This window comes from Acinetobacter sp. YH01006 (assembly GCF_013420445.1).
GTDB classification, from domain to species: domain Bacteria; phylum Pseudomonadota; class Gammaproteobacteria; order Pseudomonadales; family Moraxellaceae; genus Acinetobacter; species Acinetobacter pseudolwoffii.
Window position 1 is genome coordinate 195,239 of sequence record NZ_VOYB01000005.1, and the last position, 23,805, is coordinate 219,043.

At 43.5% G+C, this 23,805-nt stretch carries 15 protein-coding genes and 1 pseudogene; 8 read left to right on the top strand and 8 right to left on the bottom strand.

Going from position 1 to position 23,805, the window contains the following annotated elements; genetic code table 11:
* Window positions 1–178: 178 nt before the first annotated feature.
* Both FTT73_RS06850 and FTT73_RS06855 read left to right on the top strand, forming a co-directional pair.
* Window positions 179–1,216: an alpha/beta fold hydrolase gene (locus FTT73_RS06850; protein WP_180191185.1), complete on the top strand. Its 1,038-nt coding sequence runs from the start codon at window positions 179–181 to the stop codon at window positions 1,214–1,216.
* A 14-nt stretch (window positions 1,217–1,230) separates the two neighbouring features.
* Window positions 1,231–2,232 (top strand): hypothetical protein, encoded by a 1,002-nt coding sequence (locus FTT73_RS06855; protein ID WP_180191186.1) that lies wholly within the window; start codon window positions 1,231–1,233, stop codon window positions 2,230–2,232.
* A 38-nt stretch (window positions 2,233–2,270) separates the two neighbouring features.
* Here FTT73_RS06855 and FTT73_RS06860 read toward each other — a convergent pair whose 3' ends face one another.
* Together FTT73_RS06860 and nfuA are read right to left on the bottom strand one after the other, a co-directional pair.
* Window positions 2,271–4,370 carry a TonB-dependent receptor domain-containing protein gene (locus FTT73_RS06860; protein WP_180191187.1) on the bottom strand — a complete coding sequence of 700 codons (2,100 nt, stop codon included), beginning with the start codon at window positions 4,368–4,370 and terminating at the stop codon, window positions 2,271–2,273.
* 193 nt (window positions 4,371–4,563) lie between these two features.
* A complete protein-coding gene (nfuA, locus tag FTT73_RS06865) occupies window positions 4,564–5,202 on the bottom strand; it encodes a Fe-S biogenesis protein NfuA (protein WP_005096238.1) in 639 nt (212 codons plus the stop codon).
* Between the two features lie 159 nt (window positions 5,203–5,361).
* Here nfuA and FTT73_RS06870 point away from each other — a divergent pair, with 159 nt between their 5' ends.
* Both FTT73_RS06870 and FTT73_RS06875 read left to right on the top strand, forming a co-directional pair.
* Window positions 5,362–5,979: a rhomboid family intramembrane serine protease gene (locus tag FTT73_RS06870; RefSeq protein ID WP_180077192.1), complete on the top strand. Its 618-nt coding sequence runs from the start codon at window positions 5,362–5,364 to the stop codon at window positions 5,977–5,979.
* Between the two features lie 219 nt (window positions 5,980–6,198).
* Window positions 6,199–7,740 (top strand): hypothetical protein, encoded by a 1,542-nt coding sequence (locus FTT73_RS06875; RefSeq protein ID WP_180191188.1) that lies wholly within the window; start codon window positions 6,199–6,201, stop codon window positions 7,738–7,740.
* Window positions 7,741–7,891: 151 nt separating this feature from the next.
* On the opposite strand, the gene FTT73_RS06880 is transcribed toward FTT73_RS06875, so the two are convergent.
* Window positions 7,892–9,511 (bottom strand): inorganic phosphate transporter, encoded by a 1,620-nt coding sequence (locus tag FTT73_RS06880; RefSeq protein WP_005096235.1) that lies wholly within the window; start codon window positions 9,509–9,511, stop codon window positions 7,892–7,894.
* Between the two features lie 533 nt (window positions 9,512–10,044).
* Between FTT73_RS06880 and metH the strand changes: the two genes are divergently transcribed.
* Window positions 10,045–13,731, top strand: a complete 3,687-nt coding sequence (gene metH / locus FTT73_RS06885) for a methionine synthase (RefSeq protein WP_180191189.1) — start codon at window positions 10,045–10,047, stop codon at window positions 13,729–13,731.
* Between the two features lie 211 nt (window positions 13,732–13,942).
* Here metH and FTT73_RS06890 read toward each other — a convergent pair whose 3' ends face one another.
* Window positions 13,943–15,202, bottom strand: coding sequence for an RES domain-containing protein (locus FTT73_RS06890; RefSeq protein WP_100328830.1), 1,260 nt, complete (start codon window positions 15,200–15,202; stop codon window positions 13,943–13,945).
* Window positions 15,203–15,501: 299 nt separating this feature from the next.
* Here FTT73_RS06890 and dhaK point away from each other — a divergent pair, with 299 nt between their 5' ends.
* Window positions 15,502–17,232, top strand: coding sequence for a dihydroxyacetone kinase subunit DhaK (dhaK, locus tag FTT73_RS06895; protein ID WP_180191190.1), 1,731 nt, complete (start codon window positions 15,502–15,504; stop codon window positions 17,230–17,232).
* 89 nt (window positions 17,233–17,321) lie between these two features.
* Here dhaK and FTT73_RS06900 read toward each other — a convergent pair whose 3' ends face one another.
* The 3 genes from FTT73_RS06900 to FTT73_RS06910 form a co-directional block, all read right to left on the bottom strand.
* Window positions 17,322–18,596: a glutaminase gene (locus FTT73_RS06900; protein WP_180191191.1), complete on the bottom strand. Its 1,275-nt coding sequence runs from the start codon at window positions 18,594–18,596 to the stop codon at window positions 17,322–17,324.
* Between the two features lie 219 nt (window positions 18,597–18,815).
* On the bottom strand, window positions 18,816–19,622 hold the full coding sequence (locus FTT73_RS06905; protein ID WP_074383104.1) for an SDR family oxidoreductase: 807 nt from the start codon (window positions 19,620–19,622) through the stop codon (window positions 18,816–18,818).
* Between the two features lie 20 nt (window positions 19,623–19,642).
* Window positions 19,643–20,314, bottom strand: coding sequence for a hypothetical protein (locus FTT73_RS06910; RefSeq protein ID WP_100534430.1), 672 nt, complete (start codon window positions 20,312–20,314; stop codon window positions 19,643–19,645).
* A 174-nt stretch (window positions 20,315–20,488) separates the two neighbouring features.
* Between FTT73_RS06910 and FTT73_RS06915 the strand changes: the two genes are divergently transcribed.
* The gene (locus FTT73_RS06915) at window positions 20,489–23,383 is read left to right on the top strand and encodes a valine--tRNA ligase (RefSeq protein ID WP_180191192.1); all 2,895 of its coding nucleotides are present in this window, start codon (window positions 20,489–20,491) and stop codon (window positions 23,381–23,383) included.
* Between the two features lie 65 nt (window positions 23,384–23,448).
* A complete protein-coding gene (locus FTT73_RS06920) occupies window positions 23,449–23,724 on the top strand; it encodes a hypothetical protein (protein WP_257232861.1) in 276 nt (91 codons plus the stop codon).
* Here FTT73_RS06920 and FTT73_RS06925 read toward each other — a convergent pair.
* Window positions 23,685–23,805, bottom strand: a pseudogene (locus FTT73_RS06925) (IS5/IS1182 family transposase); the annotation flags it as partial. The gene FTT73_RS06920 and the pseudogene FTT73_RS06925 sit on opposite strands and share 40 nt — an antisense overlap.

Below are 23,805 nucleotides of genomic sequence, written 5' to 3' on the forward strand. Positions count from 1 at the left end.
GCACATCACATTTTCAAATCATTCAATGCTGTTCAGCAAAAAACTAATGGGTGACAAGCGCCAGGATTGATTTAAAATAGAATGAAGAATAATGTTTTTATTTGACTGAAATAGCAAATTTACAACATGGAAGTATTTGAGCAATTTGCTCGCTGTGTATTTTTTGGGGAATGTGCCAATGAAGAAAATAATAAAGTTGCGCTCGAAAATAATCTGCTCGACCTTAGTCGCGTTTACGATGGCATTGCCGAGCTTTGCACATAGTCAATATATGTTTAGCCAGCCGAATGAAAAGCCTGCCAAAATATTACAACAACATCTGCTGCAGGAACGAACACAGGCTGGACTTCAATCCAAGACACTTAAAATCGGTGATGTGACCTGGAGCTACAGTGAAGGTGGTGCAAAGAACAAGCCTTCAATTCTGCTGATTCATGGTCTGGCAGGAACGCGAGATAACTGGAATCGGGTCGCACAGTTTCTGACTCCACATTATCATGTGATTATTCCTGACTTGCCGAGCAACGGCGATACCAAGATTCCAGAGAGTTTCGATGTTTCTGTGCCCAATGTGACTTTTCAGATGCGTTTATTCATTGAAACCTTAAATGTAGACGAGAATTTACATATTGCCGGACATTCCCTGGGGGGATCGATTGCCACGGTCTATGCCTCACAATATCCCTTCGATACGCAAAGCCTGTTTTTAATCAATAGTGCCGGCCTGTATAAAATGGGCAATACGCCCTATACCAAAGACCCGCAAGCCCTAAAAGACCTGATCGTCAGCAAGCCCGGTGATCTGCAAGATGTCTCCAGACAGCTGATGCAGAACCCGCCGGTGATTCCTTATCAGCTCCAGTATGCACAGGAAAAACTGCTGATTTCACGTTCTGAGCAGACCAGTAAATCGATTGATCAGGTCGTGATGCTGAACCGGATTTATACACCAGAAACCTTTGCCCGCCTGACCCGCACAGTTGAAGCACCGACCTTGATTTTATGGGGCAGACAGGACCGGATCATCAATGTCGAAGTGGTTAAAGAACTGCATGCCCTGTTGAAACGTGCCGAAACGCCGGTGATTCTGAACAATGTCGGGCATATGCCGATTCTGGAAGCAGAAAAACAGGTGGCACAACATTATTTGCCTTTTCTGGCCAAGACCCAGACCCTAAAAAACCCGCTTGCTGATAAACTCATTCCTTTAAATTAAGTTTCAGAGCCGTTATGCAGAAACACCCGATGATTGAGCAGTTGATCGATGCTCAACTTGATTTTCTCGATCAGGCATTTTCTCAATCTGAAACGATTCAAACTGAGTTTCATGCGTTTTATCTGTGGTTGCGTAAACAGAACCTGAAAGATCTATGGAGCTGTGATCTGATTCATCAGCTTTTACAAAAACAGATTCTGGATACTGCTGCCAGCAGCTTTCTGATTGAGCAGATTGCTGAGCATATCCGTTTTGCACTGGTACATCCGGCCAACGATACGACCAAAATTGCCGATGTGATTCCAGTCCTGACCGTGGATAAAATCGCACAATATGTTGCCAGTAAAAGTGGCCATCGTCAGCGTCTGATTAAGACCGTCGTGAATAATCCGGCATTTTCGGCCATGATCACGCAACTGATCCAGCATTCCATTCAGGATTATCTGGATAATTCTGTCATCGCTAAAAGCGTGCCCGGGGTTTCCCGTTTTATGAAAATGGGCAAGTCGGTACTGGAAAATGTCACCGATACGGATCTGGACAGTACTATTGCGCGTTATCTGCAAAAGAATATTTTAAAACTGAGCCAGATGAGTGAACATGTGCTGAACCAGCACTTTGATGATGAAAAACTCTATCATTTTCAGGCCAATCTCTGGCATAAAATCAAAGATATGCCGGTATCGGTCGTGAAGAATTATATTGAATTGCAGGACCTGAATCAGACAGTCGGTTTAGGACATGAGATCTGGGATCACATACGCCAGACGGACTATCTGCAGCAGCAAGTTCATGATGGCATTCATACCTGGTATGTACGCAATCAGGCCCATACTTTTGACCAGTTATTACGTGATCTGAATATTGATGAAGCTCTAATCCAGCATGAATTGCAGCAACTGCTCAGTCCGGTAATCCAGCAGATGGTTTCACAGGGTCATTTACGTGAACGTGCCCGCATCTATCTGGAACAGTTTTATTATCATGAAGATACTTTGAAGATTCTTAAAGTATAAAGCTTAAAAAGCCGCTCGAGAGCGGCTTTTTAAATTGTTTAGAAGTTATAGGTCAGTCCGACAAAGACTTCCTGACGATCCAGATAATAATCATTTGAAGCATTTACTAATTTTTTATCAAATAAATTATTGAGACCACCTCTAACAGTCACTTGATCGTTCACTTCATAATTCGCAGATAAGTTAAATACCGTATGTGGTTTTTGCATCACCACCGTATCTTCAATACTTGCCGTATATTGTTCACCGGTATATTGCGCTGCAAGTTCCAATGAAAGTGGATCAGTGGGAGTCCAGTTGAGTGCACTATAAACGGATAACTCGGGAATCGTTGAAAGATTTCTGCCAGTCACTAAGTTTTTTGATTCAAAATAATAGGTTGCATTGGTCTTCCAGCTTAAATTCTCTAAGAGTGGTAATGCCACACTTGCTTCCAAGCCCCGTACACGCGCTTTTTCAGCATTTTGATATTGTGTCCACCACACCCCATTAATTTCTCCTAAAGCACGATATTCAATTTTATTTTTAAAATCTGTGTGGAAATAAGTTAAACCGAGATCAAAATCATTTTGAGCAAAATTAAATCCAAGTTCATAGTTGGTACTTTCTTCAGGCTGCAGGTCTGCATTACCCGCCATATAACATCCGCCCGATACATAGCCTAAAGGTTTCAAGGATGTACATCCATTCCCCCCTGAACGCGTCGCTGCACCTGCAGTATTCTCTTTGAGTGAAGGAGCTCTAAAGCCCTGAGCAACACCACCTTTAATGGTCAATGCATCATTTGGTTGCACCACCAAATAAGCACGTGGACTATTATGTGTGCCAAATTTATCGTGATGATCAAAACGATTACCAAGGGTCAAATTGACTTGATCATTAAAAACAATTTTATCTTCAACGAACAATGCCCAAGTATCTCCTTCTAGCTCTGAACCATATTCTTTGCCGTCATAACTTGGAATAGCCAGCCCAATATTACGGGTATTAACCAGTTCTTCTGATTTCCATTGACCTCCCACTGTCGCAACATGCTCCACACCTAATTTAAACGGAATATTGAGATTAGCTTCTACAATGCTTTCCTTGGATTTTTGTGTGGTCGGCCCAGTCTCTGTCACCTGACTTTGATCATAATCATTGTAGTAAGCCGTAATTTTTGAATCACCGAAACCCCATTGAGCATCATGTGATAGAGACACTGAACGATGTTCTAACTCAGATGGACCCCATGCTAATAAAGCCTGTTCTTTACCATCCACCACCTGAGGCGTGGTCGAGGCATTATTCTCTTGCAAGCCATAACCCAGCTCTAAAGATAAGCTATGAATATCGTTCGGCGTATAATCAAACTTTAAGTTCGCATTCTGATCATGACTACCCGATTGTCCGGTTGCTTTACTTCCTGCCATTCCGGGAAGATTACGGTCAGAGGTTTGATAGCCTTGATCCGCTTCCTGTTCAGTGATCCCGACTGTGGCACGCATACCTAGTGTATCGGTTAAAGGGCCATATCCCACGAGTCCTGATTGAATGGTTCGCCCTAAATCCGAAGATGTCGTTGGCATGGTATGGTTTAAGGTCAATGAGCCACCCCATTCTGAAGGGATTTTTTTGGTAATGATGTTGATCACTCCACCCATCGCATCAGAGCCATATAAAGAAGACATGGGTCCACGTACAACCTCAATACGTTCAATCATTTCTGGTCTCACCCAGTTTAGATCTTGATGTCCTAGGTTTGCACGATAATTGGTATCTCGAGAAGAGCCCACACGTTTACCATCAATTAAGATCAGCGTGTAATTGTCAGGCATCCCGCGTAATTGTATTTTTGAACCTGCCCCATTTGAACTTAGGCCCCCTGTTACGCCGGGCACGCGTTTCAAGATATCGGCCAGACTTGAAACAGGCTGTTTCTGTATGTCTTCTGCCGTAATGACACTAATTGAAGCTGGCGCAGATTTAACATCAACTGCCTGTCCACTCGCAGTCACCACAATCGTTTGTAATTTGGTCGCATCAGCCTGTACGATTCCCTCTTTTTCTTCAGTAACTTGGTCTTGCGCTTGGACTGAAACAGTCATTGCTGTAAATACTGCGAAAGCTAAAGTTGTTTTTAAGAAGGGCTTATTCATACCTTGCACGTCCTAAGAGTTATGAAGAGATCATGTTTATTCGGTTGCGAAGTGTAACAGGGATTTCCACAAATGCAATTACTATTGATAATTATTATCATTAACATTTATTAAACTTAAAGCCAGATATAAAAAAACCTCGAAAGTTCGAGGTTTTTTAGAATGCGATAAATGAACTGTTCTATAGAACAGCTTATTTCATATACGCACCTTCAGATTGGCTATGATCCGTTTCATCAACGACATGCATCAATTCAGGAATATGCTGCTTTAGCGTGGTTTCTACCCCTTGTTTCAAGGTGATATCAATCGCTGAACAACCCTGGCAACCACCGCCAAATTTAAGCACCGCTGTTAAGCCATGCTCTGGGTCTTCTTTGACTTCAACCAGTGCACAGTTACCGCCATGCCCTGCCAGACCCGGGTTAATTTCAGACTGCAATACATAGGTAATACGCTCTTCTACCGATGCATCTGGCCCCACACGTGGCACTTTAGAGTTCGGTGCACGGAAGGTCAACTGACCACCAAAACGGTCTTTGTTGTAGTCAATCACGGCATCAAGTAAATACGGAATAGATGGCGAGTCGATAAAAGCAGGGAACTCAGGATATTCCTGCTTATAATCTGTCGGCACAACTTCATCAGGTGCACTATAGGCCATGCAACATTCAGCGCGAGGAGTACCCGGATGTTCTACAAAAACACGCACACCAATACCCGGGGTGTTCTGTTTATCCAGTAAATCCTTTAAATACTCTTGTGCTGTTGGTGTAATCAATAAGTTGGGAATTTCACCAACAACTGGAGTGCTGCTGTTCTCAGTCGACATAACAATAATTTCCTCAAGCTCAGACGGCTATTTTAACTGAAGATCGGGGGGAATTTTTAAAAATCAACTAAAATTGTCGGATTTATTATAAAAGTACAACTTTAGTGCAATTTTAATGGCATGATAATTGGCAAATAGGCACCATTAGAATTACTTTATATGCTTGATTTACCTTTTAATCACACCGTTACCATTATTCTGATCACCTGTATTGTGTCCTTTATTGCCTTCTCTAAAGAGACGGTGATGAATCGCCTGATTTTCTGGCCACCGGCACTGCAACGTGGACAATATGACCGCTTTATTAGCCATGGTTTTATTCACGCCGATGGAACTCACCTGCTATTCAATATGATTACCCTGTTCTTTTTTGGCAGTGTGATCGAGAGCTTTTATCGTCAGTATTTATATGATCTGGGTTTTATTCTGTTCTATCTGGGCGGTCTGATTGCAGCTATTATTCCAAGTTATCTGACCCATAGAAATAATCCGCGCTGGGCCAGCCTTGGTGCATCAGGTGCAGTCTCTGCGGTGCTGTTTGCCTATATTCTGTTTGAACCGTGGAAGCTGATTTTCGTGTTCTTTATACCGGTTCCTGCGATTATTTTTGCCGTGCTCTATGTGGCTTATAGCATCTGGTCAGGCAAAAAAGGCAATAGCAACATTAATCATAGCGCGCATTTGTGGGGAGCAGCCTACGGCGTGATCATGACCATTATTCTGGAGCCACGCCTGATTCCGCATTTCCTGAATAAACTGATGCAGGTTCCGTTTTAATCAGGGTTATTGAAGGCTAGAGAAATAAGGCTACATATAAGATAAGTCTGATATTTCCGCTAAAAATAAATAAGAGAGCCATGGCTCTCTTATTTATTTGAAACATCTCGTAATATATTAAAAAGTCATGATGTCACTTATTGCCAATCTTGGAGTGAATTTTGCAGCGATAATGTATACATCTGTATATTAATTACTGTCATTTACGAGATATTTTGCATGTCCACTACACCAGACGGTCTTCAATTTCCACTTCAGTCCAATCAACAAAAACCAAGTAGCTCAAAAACAGGACGCGCGATCATCGCAGCAGCTTTGGCCAATGTGAATCAGCACAGTGCTGCACAGGCACAATCAGAAAAAAACTGGCGCAAACAATATACCGTGCATTTTAAGCAACTGGTCGAGCAAGGGCTAAGCTCGCCTGAAGCCAGCCTGAAAATTGCTGAAGATGGTCTGGCACAGGCGCATCAGACCTTTGAATTTTACCGTGATGGCCAGAAGCATTTACTGAAAGATGCCCTTACCTTGCCCGCCGATCAACTACATAGCTTTAAATTGACGGGAAGCAGTCAGGCTGCACCAGAATGGTATGTGCCCTACCACGGCCAGAAGCTGCAAGGCTATGCCTTATTGGAGCAGATTGAACGTTGGGAAAACCAAGGTATTATGGAAAGCAGCCATGCCAATGCCCTGCGTGAATGTGTGGCGCGCCCAGAATGGTTTGATTTGTCAGATCGAACCATGGTGCTGTTTGGTGCTGCATCTGAAGCTGGCCCTTTGACCTGGCTGGCAAAATGGAAAGCCAATATTGTGGCGATTGACCTGCCCAGCACCTGGGTCTGGGGCAAGATTGTCGATACCATCAGCCAAGGCAATGCCACGCTGTATGCACCCTGTACTGAAGCACTTGCAGAAGATACGCCTGACGATGTTCTAAAAGAAAAACTCGGTGCCAATCTTTTGACTCAGATTCCCGAGATTGCCAAATGGTTATTACAATTCGAACAGGATCTGGATCTGGCTGCAATTGCTTATCTTGATGGTGAAAAGCATGTCCGTGTTTCGATGGCAATGGATGCCATTATGCAGCATGTCAGCCAGCACAAAGCCAATACCAGCCTGATGTATATGTGTACGCCGACCGATGTATATGCTGTTCCAGCTGAAGTGATCGAAGCATCAAAAGAAAAATATGCGGAACGCTCTAAGGTACAAACCCTGATTTCCAAAGGTGTTTCGACTTTAAGCCGTCAACACTTTTTCCAGAAAAATGGCCATGAGCTGATTCAGTCTGGTGATCAGGCTTATGGGATTTGTGACTGCCTGGTCGTTGAACAAGGTCCAAACTATGCACTGGCCAAACGCATTCAACAATGGCGTGCTACTTTAGCTCGCGCTCAGGGTCAACGTGTCAGCATCAATATCGCTCCATCTACAACCACGTATTCAGTCACCAAGAATCCGCTATTAAAAGCCGCGTTCAACGGTGCCAGTCTGTTTGATGTCGAAGCTTTTGCACCTGAAACCACAAATGCACTGATGGCAGCCCTGTGGATTCATGATCTGCGTAATGCTACCTCTGTGGCCAATCCTGAAGTGAAGCTGAATCATCCACTGGAATTGATGATGCAGGGTGCGAATCATGGTGGTTTGTGGCGAGTGGCTTATCTGGCGCGAACTGCATTACCTTTTGCTGCCCTGTATGGTTTTGCGACAGAGAAGTTACCCAAGGGATTATTGAGTAAGCTTAAGAAGTAATTGATTTCCTTGACTCTACCCTTCTCCTAGAGTCAATATTATTTTTATTCAAAATTCTCCCCCTCTCCCCAACCCTCTCCAAGGGAGAGGATTTTAAAAAACTTCATAAAAAAACGCTGCAAAAGCAGCGTTTTTTACTTATCTAATAATATTAGAAAACTTTAAGTAACAACCAGTACAAAGTACCTGATAAACAAATTGTGGCGGGTAAAGTGAAAACCCAGGCAGACAGAATGGTTTTCACCATCTGGAAGTTCAGACCTGACTTATTCGCCACCATGGTACCTGCAACCGCAGAGTTCAATACATGAGTGGTCGATACCGGCATCCCGAAACCATCCGCAGCCGCAATGGTCGACATCGCCACCAGTTCAGCAGACATACCCTGACCATAGGTCATATGCTGCTTACCAATACGCTCACCGACTGTCACCACAATACGCTTCCAGCCAACCATAGTACCCAGACCCAGCGCCAGAGCAACGGCCACTTTCACCCAGGTCGGGATGTATTGCAAGAATGAATCCAGACTGTCACGGTATTGATCTACCGTTTTGTCCTGTTCAGCCGTCATTGCAGGTAAAGCTTCTGCTTTGTCCAAACGCTTGAAAGCCGTGGTACTTAAGTACATGTCATTCCGGAATTCTGAAACCTGTGCTTCAGGCACTTCCCTAATGCTGCTATAGCTACCGACTTTTTCACCTAAATGATCTGTGAGGCTCGCCAATGCAGGCACCACTTCAGGGGTGATTTCTTTGGTTTGGATATAAGTCGTGATGATCTGACGCGCTTTTTCATCTTCAATATCCGCATGGTCTGGATAAATCGCATTGGCCGTTTGCGCAGACAATTGACCAAAAGTCTGGATATGCTGTTGATCTAGGTTTTTGTTGAGTGAGTACGCCATTGGTACACAGCCAATTAAAATCAACATGATCAGCCCCATGCCTTTTTGACCATCATTTGAACCGTGCGCAAAGCTGACACCGGTACAGGTAAAGATCAAAATGGCACGAATTAAAGGGGGTGGCGGTTTATTACCTTCAGGTGGCTGGAACAGCTCCACCTGTTTCTTGAAGATTTTTTTCACCAGCAAGAACAGCACAGCGGCAAATGCAAAACCGATTAAAGGCGAAAATAACAGCGCCTTACCGACTTTCATCACCTGCTCCATGTCTATACCCGATGCACCGCTGCTCGCGTGCAGAATGTAGTTCATGATGCCCACCCCCAGAATCGAACCGATCAGGGTATGTGAGCTTGATGCAGGAATACCAAGAAACCATGTTCCCAGGTTCCAGACAATCGCAGCGATCAGCATGGCAAACACCATGGCAAAACCTGCTCCGGAGCCGACATTCATGATCAGCTCAACAGGTAACAGTGCAATAATACCGTAAGCCACCGCACCACTGGCCACCATAACCCCAAGGAAGTTACAGAAACCGGCCCACATTACAGCGACAGGCGCAGAAAGTGCATTGGTATAAATGACCGTGGCAACCGCATTGGCAGTATCGTGGAAGCCATTGACGAATTCAAAGCCCAGCGCAATAAACAATGCCGTCGCCAGGAGAATAATTGAATATAAACCCAGTGCAGGAACATGCGCTAAATCGGCAGACAATTGAAAACCGATATAAATAAGAGTAGAGATAATGACAGTTAGAAAAACTGGCATAAAGAATTTTGGTGTCGGCACGTGAACATTGGTCGACTTGTGCGAAGCCGACTCGTGTGCTGAATCTATGGGAGTTTGATTAGGATTCATGCAAGCAGGAATAGAGGATTCAAGAATTCCCCTATTGTTCAGTTAAATTGTGACAATTATATGACAAACTGCTGTCATATGAAGCAATAATTTAGATTTTCTTACTGCTGTTCGTCCTGTTTAATCCCGAGTAAAACACTGCTGTTTGATTCAATAAATCATCAACTTAAGATAAAATTCCAGCTTTTCAGAACTCAAAAACGTGTCCTGTTTTTGCGCTTAAAGCTTTGAAACTCCCTCTACGCTTAAGATGACAATAATTTCTATGTACAGAGCATAGTCAATAAATATGACAATTTCATGAATAAAAGCATCAGCTTAATTTTTCAAATATATTTTTGCCAGTTTTAGCCAGATCCCATTTTAAAGCTGAATACTGCATAGACCGGATAACAAAAACCTGTCTTGTTCTAACTGACTTATCAAATTTTCATATCATGCATATCCATCATTCTGAGAAAGGAGGCGCAGAATTCAAGCATTAATTCTGCTAATATGGACGATGTTTTTTGATTTCTACTGAGAAAGTTTGAATGTCGACACTTGCCACCTTAAAAGAACTTCTTGCCAAGAAAATTTTAATTATCGATGGTGCGATGGGTACCATGATCCAGCGCCATAAACTGGAAGAAGCCGATTACCGTGGCGAGCGTTTTGCTGATTGGGCTTATGATCTGAAAGGCAATAACGACCTGCTCGTTTTGACACAACCACAAATCATTCAAGGTATTCATGAAGCTTACTTGGAAGCTGGCGCCGACATTATTGAAACCAATACTTTTAACGGTACGCGGGTTTCGATGTCTGACTATCATATGCAAGATCTGGTTCCCGAGATTAACCGTGAAGCCGCGCGTCTGGCCAAAGAAGCCTGTGCCAAATATTCAACCCCAGAAAAACCACGTTTTGTGGCAGGTGTGATTGGTCCGACATCACGTACCACGTCTATTTCTCCAAACGTTAACGATCCAGCCTTCCGCAACATCACTTTTGATGCCTTAAAAGTGGATTATATTGAATCAACCAAAGCGCTGATTGAAGGTGGTGTCGACATCATCCTGATTGAAACTGTATTCGATACTTTAAATGCCAAAGCTGCGATCTTTGCGGTGAAAGAAGTCTTTAAAGAATTGGGCTATGAACTGCCAATCATGATCTCAGGCACCATCACCGATGCATCTGGCCGTACCTTAACCGGTCAAACCGCAGAAGCGTTCTGGAACTCGATGCGTCATGCAGAACCGATCTCGATTGGTTTTAACTGTGCGCTTGGTGCAGATGCGATGCGTCCACACGTCAAAACCGTGTCGGATGTAGCGGATACTTTTGTTTCAGCACATCCTAACGCTGGCTTGCCAAATGCCTTCGGTGGATATGATGAAACACCGGAAGAAACTGCAGCTTTCATTAAAGAATTTGCGGAAAGCGGTCTGATCAATATTACCGGTGGTTGCTGTGGTACCACACCGGATCACATCCGCGCAATTGCACAAGCAGTGGAAGGCATTAGCCCGCGTCAAATTCCTGAGATTGCGCCAGCTTGTCGTTTAAGCGGTTTAGAACCATTTAACATCACCCCAGATTCACTGTTCGTGAACGTCGGTGAACGTACCAACGTCACTGGTTCGAAAAAATTCCTGCGTCTGATTCGTGAAGAAAACTTCGCCGAAGCACTCGATGTTGCCCGTCAGCAGGTTGAAGCCGGTGCACAAGTTATCGATATCAACATGGATGAAGGCATGCTGGATTCACAAGGTGCCATGGTGCACTTCCTGAATCTGATTGCGTCTGAGCCGGATATTTCACGTGTGCCGATCATGCTCGATTCTTCTAAATGGGAGATTATCGAAGCAGGTTTGAAATGCGTGCAAGGTAAAGCCGTGGTGAACTCGATTTCCTTAAAAGAAGGTTATGACGAGTTTGTCGAACGTGCCCGCCTGTGCCGTCAGTACGGTGCCGCAGTGATTGTGATGGCATTTGATGAAGATGGTCAGGCCGATACAGCCGCTCGCAAAAAAGAGATCTGTAAGCGCTCTTATGATGTGCTGGTCAATGAAGTGGGCTTCCCTGCTGAAGATATTATCTTTGACCCGAACGTGTTTGCGATTGCGACAGGGATTGTAGAACATAATAACTATGCGGTTGATTTCATTGAAGCGACTGGCTGGATTAAAGAAAATCTGCCCCATGCCATGATTTCAGGTGGTGTCTCTAACGTCTCGTTCTCATTCCGTGGTAATGAGCCAGTACGTGAAGCGATTCACTCAGTATTTTTGTACCATGCCATTCAAAAAGGCATGACCATGGGGATTGTGAATGCCGGCCAAATGGCGATTTATGATGACATTGATAAAGAATTAAAAGCTGCCGTTGAAGATGTGGTTCAAAACCAGAATCAAGGCGAAAGTGGTCAGGATGCAACAGAACGGCTGCTGGCTGTCGCTGAAAAATATCGTGGTCAAAGTGGTACGCAAAAAGCCGAAGAAAATCTTGAGTGGCGTAATGAATCTGTTGAGAAACGTCTTGAATATGCACTGGTCAAAGGCATCACAACGTATATCGATCAGGATACTGAAGAAGCGCGTTTAAAATCAACCCGTCCACTGGATGTGATTGAAGGCCCATTGATGGCAGGTATGAACGTGGTTGGCGACCTGTTTGGTGCCGGTAAAATGTTCTTGCCACAAGTGGTAAAATCTGCGCGTGTGATGAAGCAGGCAGTGGCTTGGCTGAATCCGTTTATTGAAGCTGAGAAAACCCAAGCTGAAGCCAAAGGTAAAATCCTGCTGGCGACGGTAAAAGGCGATGTACACGACATCGGTAAGAACATTGTCGGCGTGGTGCTGGGCTGTAACGGTTATGACATCGTGGATCTGGGCGTGATGGTGCCGTGCGAGAAAATCCTGCAAACCGCAATTGATGAAAAAGTCGATATTATCGGTTTGTCTGGTTTGATTACGCCCTCTCTGGACGAGATGGTCTTTGTTGCCAAAGAAATGCAGCGTAAAGGCTTTAATATTCCATTGATGATTGGTGGTGCAACCACCTCTAAAGCCCACACCGCTGTAAAGATTTCACCGCAATATCAAAATGATGGTGTGTACTACACAGCTGATGCTTCACGTGCCGTGGGTGTGGCAACACAATTGCTTTCTGCCGAGATGAAACCAAAACTGGCAACGGACTATGCGGCGGATTATGAAAAAATCCGTACACGTTTAGCCAATAAGCAGCCGAAAGCCGCCAAACTGTCTTATGCAAAATCAATTGAAAATGGCTTTAAAATTGATTTTGGTGCACACACTCCAGTAAAACCTAACTTCATTGGTTCGGAAACTTTCACCAATTATCCACTTGAAACCTTGGTGGAATATTTTGACTGGACACCGTTCTTTATTTCTTGGAGTCTGGCGGGTAAATTCCCGAAAATCCTGGAAGATGAAGTAGTGGGCGAAGCAGCACGTGACTTGTTTGAACAAGCACAAATTATGCTGAAAGATATCATCGAGAATAAACGTTTCGATGCGCGTGCCACCTTCAGCATTTATCCTGCCAACCGTGTGGCAAGCGACACTGTTGCTGTGGCAGATGAAAATGGCAATGTGACCCATACTTTTGAACATCTACGTCAGCAGTCGGATAAAGTGACAGGCAAAGCCAACTATTCTTTGGCGGACTTTATTGCACAGAAAGATGTGGCTCAGGATTATTTGGGTGGTTTTACAGTTTCAATCTTTGGTGCGGAAGAGCTGTCGCAAGAATACAAAGCCAAAGGCGATGATTATTCTGCAATTATGGCGCAGGCTTTAGGTGACCGTTTTGCGGAAGCATTTGCTGAACATTTGCACCAGCGTATCCGTAAAGAATTTTGGGGCTACCAAGCAGATGAACAATTGTCGAATGAAGATTTGATTAAAGAGAAGTATGTCGGTATTCGTCCCGCACCGGGTTACCCTGCGTGTCCTGAACATTCTGAAAAAGCGCCACTCTTTGACTGGTTAGCTACAACTGACAAGATTGGAACTTACTTAACCTCTAGTTTTGCAATGTGGCCACCTTCATCAGTCAGCGGTTTCTATTATGCAAATCCTGAAACTGAATACTTTAACGTGGGTAAAATCTCTGGCGACCAATTGGAAGATTATGCGAAGCGTAAAGGCTGGACCTTGGATGAGGCGAAACGCTGGTTAGCGCCGAATTTGGATGATTCGATTTCTTAAGCTCCCCCCTTGCGAAACTTAGTTTCTCACCTTTGATAAAGGGGGAAGAATCCATTCGTATCGAATAAAAAATCCCCTCGAGTGAGGGGATTTTTTTGTTTTGAACCTTTGAATCCCCCTAAATCCCCCTTTTTTCAAAGGGGAACTTTGTCATGTGATTAAATGAATTGCGTGACCACTCCTCCCTTTTTTAAAGGGAGGTTGGGAGGGATTAAATCCAGTCGGACGATTCTCTCATTCGCGGATGAGATATATATTCAATTTCAGTTTTAATTTCTATTGATTTAACTTTTGAAATACTGAGACCATACATTGCAGCCGTATTCCATGAGAAATAAATTTTATTATTTCCTGTTGTAATTGAACTATCTATTCCTTTAGAAGTAATCTCTGGAAATAAGATAATATTGTCAGCAGTAGGTAATTGTACTGACTTTAAGAAAATTCCTTGAACTTCATCTCCAAACTTTACTCTTAGGTACTCAAAAAAATATTGGCTTATTAAATAATCAAATTTACCACTTTCAAGCTTAGGCTTAGCAATATTCGCTATTAGCTTCTTAAAAAATATATAAATATCCAATTTCTCCAAATAGCTTTCATCTAAATGATGAGGATATAGACCCTGTGCTAATTTATTTAGATTTAATAATTTTAATTCTACTCTATTAGAAAATTGAGCAATACCAACATATTGCCCAACTAAGGCTCTTATTTCAGCTACACATGCCATTTTATCCGTCGACAAATAAAGAGCTGAAATTCCAAAAGGTGTCATTCTTTGATCACTAGCTAAGAATGATGGCACCAACCCAAATTTATCTCGAATATTTTTTGCAATATCTTCATTTTCTTTTTCAAATTCAAATTCAAATGTCAGATTATTTTCATTAATTTCTTTCAATAATGCATTACTACTATCGAAACTTCTTCCACGATATAAAATGGTATTCGGTGTAATAATGCTTAAAAGTGAATGTTGGATTTTATTATTATCTAGCAAGTATTCAAAAGTATGATCCAAGAATTCCTTTAGTCTTGGATTAAAAAACCTAAATTCATGTTTAAAACTTTTCTGGATTTTTTCCCACTCACGTTCTTTATGACAACCATCATATTCCTCTAAAGAATCATCATAAAGTACTAATAACTCATCACCAAATATATCATCTGCATCTTCAGCTAATTTTTCTGTTAGTTCCTCATTTAACTCCAACCATTCAATTAAATTATAAAAATTGCTCACACCCTCCTCATCATGTGCTTCATAAAACCAACCTGCTCTATCTGGCAAATCCCTCAAAAATTTATAATTAGTAGATATGACCTGAAATAATTTATTTTTAAAGATTTTATAATCCAAATGCTCAGTTTCGCTTTGACACTCTGTACAAAACTGAATTTCAAAATTTTCTTTATTGTATGTATAAGGTGGTAACTTTTTGTCAATACAACTTTTACAAATCAACATTTATAAGTCCAAATATTCTTATTAAAAATCAGCATACTATAAACTAAAATCACTTTGATTTCTTAACACTCCCTTCCTCCCCTTTAAAGAGAGAGGGACAACATGAATCAATAACCGCTATAAAATTCGTGGCAAGTTCCCCTTTATTAAAGGGGGGATTTAGGGGGATTAGAATCGCCCCTTTTCTAACCCATTAATCCATAAAAAACCATTTTTACATTTTTAAGTCAGCAAATTTTAAACATTTCCATAATAATAAGACTTTAGACCTCTCCCAGAATACGTGAAGGCCCTCCTCCATGAAAAAACTCATCAACAACCCTGAAAACCTGGTTGTCGAAATGTGCAAAGGCTTTGTCCTTGCCCACCCTGAACTGACATTTACCGAATCACACAAAATCATTTCGCGTAAACAAAAACACAATAACGTGGCACTCATTAGTGGTGGTGGTTCAGGTCACGAACCTGCACATGCAGGCTTTGTCGGTACTGGCATGTTAGATGCTGCCGTATGCGGTGACGTATTTGCATCGCCTTCTCAAATTCAGGTCTATAAAGCATTGCAGCATGTCGCAACAGACAAAGGCGTGCTGATGATCATCAAGAACTATTCTGGCGATATGATGAATTTCCAGAATGGTGCAGCTTTGGCTGCGGAAGATGACATCAAGGTTGACTATGTCAAAGTGGCAGATGATATCGCGGTAAAAGACAGCTTATATACGGTTGGTCGTCGTGGTGTTGCTGGTACCATCTTCGTACATAAAATTGCGGGTGCTGCTGCCTCTAAAGGTTATGAACTTGCTCGCGTAAAAGAACTGGCACAAAAAGCGGCAGATAACGTGATTAGCCTTGGTTTTGCCTATAGCTCATGTACTGTTCCTGCGAAAGGTACACCGACCTTTACCCTGGCCGATGATGAAATGGAATACGGCGTCGGTATCCATGGCGAACCAGGCATTCGTCGTGAAAAAATCTTGCCATCGAAAGAACTGGCACAACGTATTATTGATGACCTGTTTCTTGACCGTCCTGACCTGACTGAAGTAGCGGTATTGGTCAATGGTTTTGGTTCAACGCCAATGCAGGAGCTGTATGTCTTTAACAACGATGTTTGCGAACATTTGGCACGTAAAGGCATCAAAATTTATCGTACTTTTGTCGGTAACTACATGACCAGTATCGACATGAACGGTGCATCAGTATCTTTACTTGCGCTGGATGCTGAACTTAAAACCTATTTAGATGCAGAAGCCAATACCCCTGCATTTAAAACGGATGGTTCACCTGCACTACCTTTTGAATTTGCAGCAAAAAATGCAGCAGCTGAACGCAGCGCCAATACCGCAGTTGAAACCCAACCTGAACATGCAATAATCAGCAATGAGCAATTCACGATTGAGAATATGCGTTATGTCGTCGATGTCATGGCGGCTTGCATTATTAAAAATGAAGTGCCTTTCTGCGAGTTAGATGCACATGCCGGCGATGGTGATTTCGGCATGAGCGTGGCCAAAGGCTTTAAACAGCTAAAACGTGAATGGCAAAGTCTGATTCAAGCACAGCATATGGATGAATTCATGCTGAACTGCTCAATGATCATTATGGAATACTGTGGCGGCGCATCAGGTCCAATCTGGGGTTCAGCCTTCCGTGCCGCGAGTAAGGCCATTCAAGATAAAACCAGTTTAACTGTCGCTGACTTTGCTGAAATGTTGCAGGCGGCAGTCAAAGGCATTCAAGTGACCGGTGAGCGTTCATTTGGTCGTGGTGCCGTGGTGGGGGATAAAACCCTGATTGATGCCCTAGTACCATGTGCAGATTCATGGTCTGCCAATACCGGCAAGACTTTTAAAGAAAACTTTGTCTTGGGTGCAGCGGCTGCGGTAAAAGGTGCAGAATCGACTCAAGAGATTGTGGCACGTATGGGCCGTGCCGGTACGGTCGGTGACCGTAGCTTAGGCTATCCGGATGCCGGTGCACATGGTTTAGGTGTGATCTTTAGCGACATTGCAGCACATATTAAATAAATCATTTATTAAAAAAGCCTCGAATCATCGGGGCTTTTTTTATTTCCGGGTATACAGCTGGTGCTCAAGCAAGACAGCAGAAAAAGCGTCTATTGAAATTTTTCTAGATACTTGTTCAGGTTTTCTTTGACCACGACTCTTTTATTACCCTTCATCTGTGCTTCACTCAAAATTCCTTCCGAGTCAACCACCACAACAGGATGACCATCCTTTTTCAAACGCGCCACGCCTTCAAATAACATGCGGGCGCCGACATTATGAATTAGGGTCAAATTGGTCAGATCCAGTACAATTCGTTTTTTGCCTTCCGGTTCATCTTCCAAAATACGCAGCAGCATTTCCGATTCAGTAAACTGCAATACGCCACGCAGTTCATACACCACCACATGATCGCGTTTTCCAGTGAGATAACGGTTTTGTAAAATGGTTTGTGCCGACGGCGTCCCTTCCATTAAATGTAGCCCCATTTCCCGGGATATACGTTCAAAGATATCGACCCCACGCGCGCTCTGCCCATGTTCATCAATTCGTGGAGAAAATACGGCGATGCCCACCTGTCCAGGCAATACGCCAATAATGCCGCCTGCGACCCCACTTTTTGCCGGAATGCCCACCGTGGTCAGCCAGTCACCGGCAGCATCATACATCCCGCAAGTGAGCATCACGCTCAGGACTTGCCGCACCACAGAACGATCCAATAATTTTTTACCGGTCTGCGGCTGAATCCCACCGTTGGCGAGTACCCCGGCAATCATCGCCAGGTCTTTGACCGTCACCTTGATTGAACATTGCTTGATATAACCATTGACAATCGCTTCTGGATCTTCTTCCAATACTCCTACTGTACGCAGCATATAACCCAAGGATCTGTTACGAAACGCTGTTTTCAGTTCGGAGGTATATACATCGGTATCAAAACTCAGTTCACGTCCAGCCAAACCGCTTAAAAAACGGCGCAACTGTTCCGCCCGGGATACTGTGCGTTTATAGGGAATCAGGGAATGGGCAGTAATGGCACCCGAATTGATCATCGGATTTTTCGGAATATTGGTGTCTTTCTCCAATGAAATCTGGTTAAAGGCCTCGCCCGAAGGTTCCACGCCCACTTTTTCCATGACCTTGGTCAGGCCAACTTTCTGCAAGGCCAAGGCATAGGCAAAAGGCTTGGACATGGACTGCATGGTGAACTCAACCTCGTCATCACCGGTGGAATAGATCGTGCCATCTACGGTGGAGAGTGCCAAAGCAAACTTCTCTGGATCGACTGCTGCCAGCTCAGGAATATAGTCGGCCAAGGCCCCTTTATCATTGTCTTGGCAGGAGCTTAAAACATGCTTGAGATAATCTGGCACCGGTGTTTTCATCGAATGAGCGTATTCCAATTCACTATTATTTTTAACTAACATAGCGGTTTTTGACTTAAGTACCAGAGTGAAAAGGTAATTTTCTGCATATCTGTGTGATGGGTTGTGCACACTTTGCGTCAGCTCCTCCAGAAATTAAATTGTAGGTTTGTTCATAATTTTCTTTTTAAGAGCGATCAAAAAAGGGCAATACTGCCCTTTTTATTGAGTCTGGATGATCTATTTCACCTTGGTTCTGCGAATCATCTTGTACAGGACTTTTGGCGAAATACGCGACACCAGTACCCCGAGTTTTTCTTTCTTGCCGCCAATCACGATATATTCTTCGCCACTCTGCAAAGCTTGTACAGTTTGGCGGGCAAAATCTTCTGCGGACAGACCATTTTCAATCGCTTCATCTGCATGCCCTTGTGGCTTCCCTTGACCATTTAAAGCGTTCAGGGACACATTGGTTTTAACAAAACCGGGGAAAATCACCGATACGCCAATCCCCTGATCTGCCACTTCAGCACGCAGGCTGTTGGCCCACATATGAATTGCTGCTTTGGCTGCGGAATAAGACGCGCGATATTGTGTACCGAGCAAACCTGCAACACTGGAAATAAACACAATACGGCCGGATTTTTGTGCCAGAAAAGTTGGCAGTACGGTTTTGGTCAAAAATACCTGCGAGAAATAATCGACTTCCATAATGGCGCGTTCAGTCTGCATGGTGGTTTCTGCAATCAGGGCACGCTGACTGAGTCCGGCATTATTGATCAGCCAGTCAATCCGGCCTTTTTGTTGCACAACCTGCTCATAGGCATGGCGAACCTGACTTTCATCGGTGATATCAGCCGTGATGGAAATATGTTGATCCGGATTGATCAGGCTTTGGCGCACATTTTCCAGTTCTTCATGACGGCGCGCAGTCAATATCACCTGCGCTCCCTGTGCGGCACATTGCTGTGCAATCGCCTTGCCTATCCCTGAAGATGCGCCAGTAATCCAGACCACTTTTCCATTTAAACTTTCAACTTTCGCCATGAAATCCTGTTTCCTTTGTTTTAATAAATATGGTGCGGCCTTTCATCTTCCAGAAATGCCAGTAAATGCTCGAAATAATAACGCATCGTATCAGCATCATAGATATTACCGAGTTTATCAAAACGTTTATAGCCGAGCTGGGTGGTTAGGTGAATCACCCCATTTAAGGTTTTATCGACCACAACATTAAACTTCAACAGGTTTTTCGGTTCACGGATCAGACAGGTCACGCCCTGATCAACGACCTGGGTAAAGGCTTTGAGTGCCGGCGAGACATATTGATGATTGCCGGTTTTCATCTGATCCACACAACCCAGTAACTCCATCACCAGCATCTTTTCCACCGGATAACGCACAAAAACATCGCCGTCATGCGTATAAGTCATGCGATGCAGATAATTCACCATGGGCATGAGCCGTTCATTGCCAAATAAGGAAACCGACCAAGGCATATATTTACGTGTCGTCTCAATAATGTGCTGAATCACTTTTTCAGATTCACTGTCGGGAGATTTCGCGATCTGCACCATCTGACCAAAAATCTGGTCAATAATTTCACAGGCCATATCGGCCAGATTTTCACCGAGCGGTTTAGCCAGACTGTCTGGATCACCGGCATTTAATCTAGAATGAAGGTCGATAAAGCGCTGATGGGTTTCAGGCTGGATCTTCAGGGAAATGCTATAGCTCATCTTGTTATCCTTTTTAATCTTCTGCGATGAGTCGCGTTTTTTATCTTTGCATCATACGACGAGTTGCTCTGCATGCCAATTGTCTAAAGTTTACATTTGGTTAAGCTGCCGCATGCACTATTTTTTTTGCTACAATAGATCCAATTTTTCATCTACTTTTGATCTGTTTAGACTATGACTGATTCAGCGCAAAATATCGCGACAACCTACGATCCGACCGAGATCGAGAAAAAATGGTACCAAACTTGGGAAGAACGCGGCTACTTCAAGCCCTCTGAAAAAGGCGAATCATTCTGTATCATGATTCCGCCGCCAAACGTCACTGGTAACTTGCACATGGGTCATGGTTTTAACAATGCCATCATGGATGCATTGACCCGTTATAACCGTATGTCAGGTAAAAATACGCTTTGGCAACCGGGTACTGACCACGCCGGTATTGCCACCCAAATGGTGGTAGAACGTCAGCTTGGTGCAGAAGGCATTAGCCGTCATGACTTGGGCCGTGAAAAGTTCATCGAAAAAGTCTGGGAATGGAAAGAACAGTCTGGCGGTAACATTACCCGTCAAATCCGTCGTTTGGGTTCTTCTGTAGACTGGTCACGTGAACGCTTCACTATGGATGATGGTCTATCCAATGCGGTCAAAGAAGTGTTTGTAAAACTGCATGAACAAGGTTTGATCTACCGTGGTAAACGCCTTGTTAACTGGGATCCAAAATTACAAACTGCGCTTTCTGACTTAGAAGTTGAGTCTGATAAAGAAGAAGCAGGTTCATTGTGGCATCTGAAATATTTCTTTGAAGATAAATCATTGCGCACGCATGATGGCAAAGATTATATCGTGGTCGCAACCACCCGTCCTGAAACCCTGCTCGGTGATACTGCCATTGCAGTTGCCCTGGATGATGAGCGTTATGCACATCTTGTCGGCAAAAACATCATCCTGCCGATTACCGGTCGTAGCGTGGCAATTGTTAAAGATGAATATGTTGACAAAGAATTTGGTACAGGCTGTGTAAAAATCACCCCTGCACACGACTTCAATGACTATGAAGTGGGTAAACGCTGTGAATTGCCAATCATCAACATCTTCAATAAAAATGCTGAAGTGTTGGCTGAGTTTGAATACATCGCAAAAGCCGGCGAGCAAATTTCTAAAACCATCCCTGCACCTGCGGAATATGTGGGCTTAGATCGTTTTGAAGCACGTAAAAAATTAGTTGAACAAGCTGAAGCTGAAGGCTGGTTAGAGCAAATCCAACCGTATACGCTTAAACCACCTCGCGGTGACCGTTCAGGGGTCATCGTTGAGCCGTTACTGACGGATCAATGGTATGTGAAAATTGCACCGCTTGCTGAGCCTGCAATTAAAGCGGTTAAAGATGGCGAGATTAAATTCGTTCCTGAGCAATACAGCAACATGTACATGGCGTGGATGAACAACATCCAAGACTGGTGTATCTCGCGTCAATTGTGGTGGGGTCACCGTATTCCTGCTTGGTACGATGTAGATGGTAATGTTTATGTAGGTCGTGACGAAGCTGAAGTTCGTGCGAAAAACAATATCCCTGCCGATGTTCAATTAGACCAAGACGAAGACGTACTCGATACATGGTTCTCATCGGGTCTTTGGACATTCTCAACTTTAGGTTGGACTGGCGATGAAGCCAAAGATAAAGAAAACTATTTCTTAAATACCTTCCATCCGACTGATGTACTGGTCACTGGTTTCGACATCATCTTCTTCTGGGTTGCCCGCATGATCATGATGACCATGCACTTCATGAAAAATGAAGATGGTACGCCACAAGTTCCGTTCAAAACGGTATATGTACACGGTCTGGTACGTGATGGCGAAGGTCAGAAAATGTCTAAATCTAAGGGCAACGTGCTTGACCCATTAGACTTAATTGACGGTGTGGATTTAGAAACTTTAGTACAAAAACGTACCACAGGTTTGATGAACCCGAAACAAGCGGCGAAGATTGAAAAATCAACGCGTAAAGAATTCCCTGAAGGGATTCAATCTTACGGTACAGATGCGGTTCGTTTCACATTCTGTGCGCTTGCGAACACCGGTCGTGACATCAAGTTCGACATGAAGCGTGTTGAAGGCTACCGTAACTTTGCCAACAAAATCTGGAACGCAACGCGTTTCGTGATGATGAACTGCGAAGAACAAGTGATTGGTCAAGAAGTTCGTCAAGACCTTTGGGAATTGCCTGAACAGTGGATTGTAAGCCGTCTACAAAAAGCAGAACAAGCAGTGCAAACAGCATTTGCAACCTATCGTTTAGACTTGGCTGCACAAGCGATTTACGAGTTCATCTGGAATGAATACTGTGACTGGTATGTCGAGCTGACTAAGCCTGTTCTGAATGATGAAAATATCTCGGTAGAACGTAAAGCTGAAATCCGCCGTGTTCTTCTTGCTGTGATGGAAGCGTCTTTACGTTTGGCACATCCGTTGATGCCTTACTTGACAGAAGAAATTTGGCAAACGCTTGCGCCGAAGCTGAACATTTCTGGCGAAACGATTATGCTTGCACAGTACCCTGTTTCTAACCAAGCGCTCATCAATGATCAAGCTGAAGCAGATATGCAATGGCTTCAAGGTTTGATTGGTGCGGTACGTAACATCCGTGGTGAAATGGGTCTAGGTAATGCGCGTTTGTTGCCTGTTCTACTTCAAAACACCACTGATGCTGAAAAAGCGCAAATCGCACGTATTGAACCATTGTTTAAAGCATTGGCGAAAGTTGAAAGCATTACGTTCTTGGCTGATGGCGAACAACCACCATTGTCATCGTCTTCTGTCGTTGGTCACGTATCTGTATACGTTCCAATGAAGGGCTTAATTGACCCTAAAGCGGAATTGGGTCGTCTACAAAAAGACTTGGACAAGGTTCAAAAGCAACATGATCAAATTGCCACTAAACTTGGTAATGAAGGTTTTGTGGCGAAAGCACCTGCGGCTGTAGTTGAAGGCGAGAAAGTAAAACTTGCTGAGTTTGCTGATCAGTTAGCCAAGATTAAAGCGAATATGGAGCAGATTGCGGCGCTTTAATGTGTTGTTAGTTTGAACTAATTTGTAGTATAAAGGGCTGATTATTCAGCCCTTTATTATTTCAAATGAAAGAACTATTAGAACCTATTTATCTCAATGAAAAAATGCTACTTAACTGTGCTGGATACTTGTTTGATGGAGTCGAAACATCTACAAATATTTCTGAATCCAACAATGATCAATCCACTAAAACTGTATCAGGCTCTGGTGGCATAGGAGCTAGTGGAATTCTTGAATGGTTAGCTAAAGCCGAAGGCAGTTTAGAAGGTAAATTAGATCTACAAAATACTAGGGTGTGTCCTCATTTGGCTTTGCACCAAATAAACATGCAAGCAATGTAGATCATAGACTGATAATTTCGTGCAAGCTTATCAAATCGGGTAGCAATAGCACGGAAATGTTTTAATCTCGCAAATGCATTT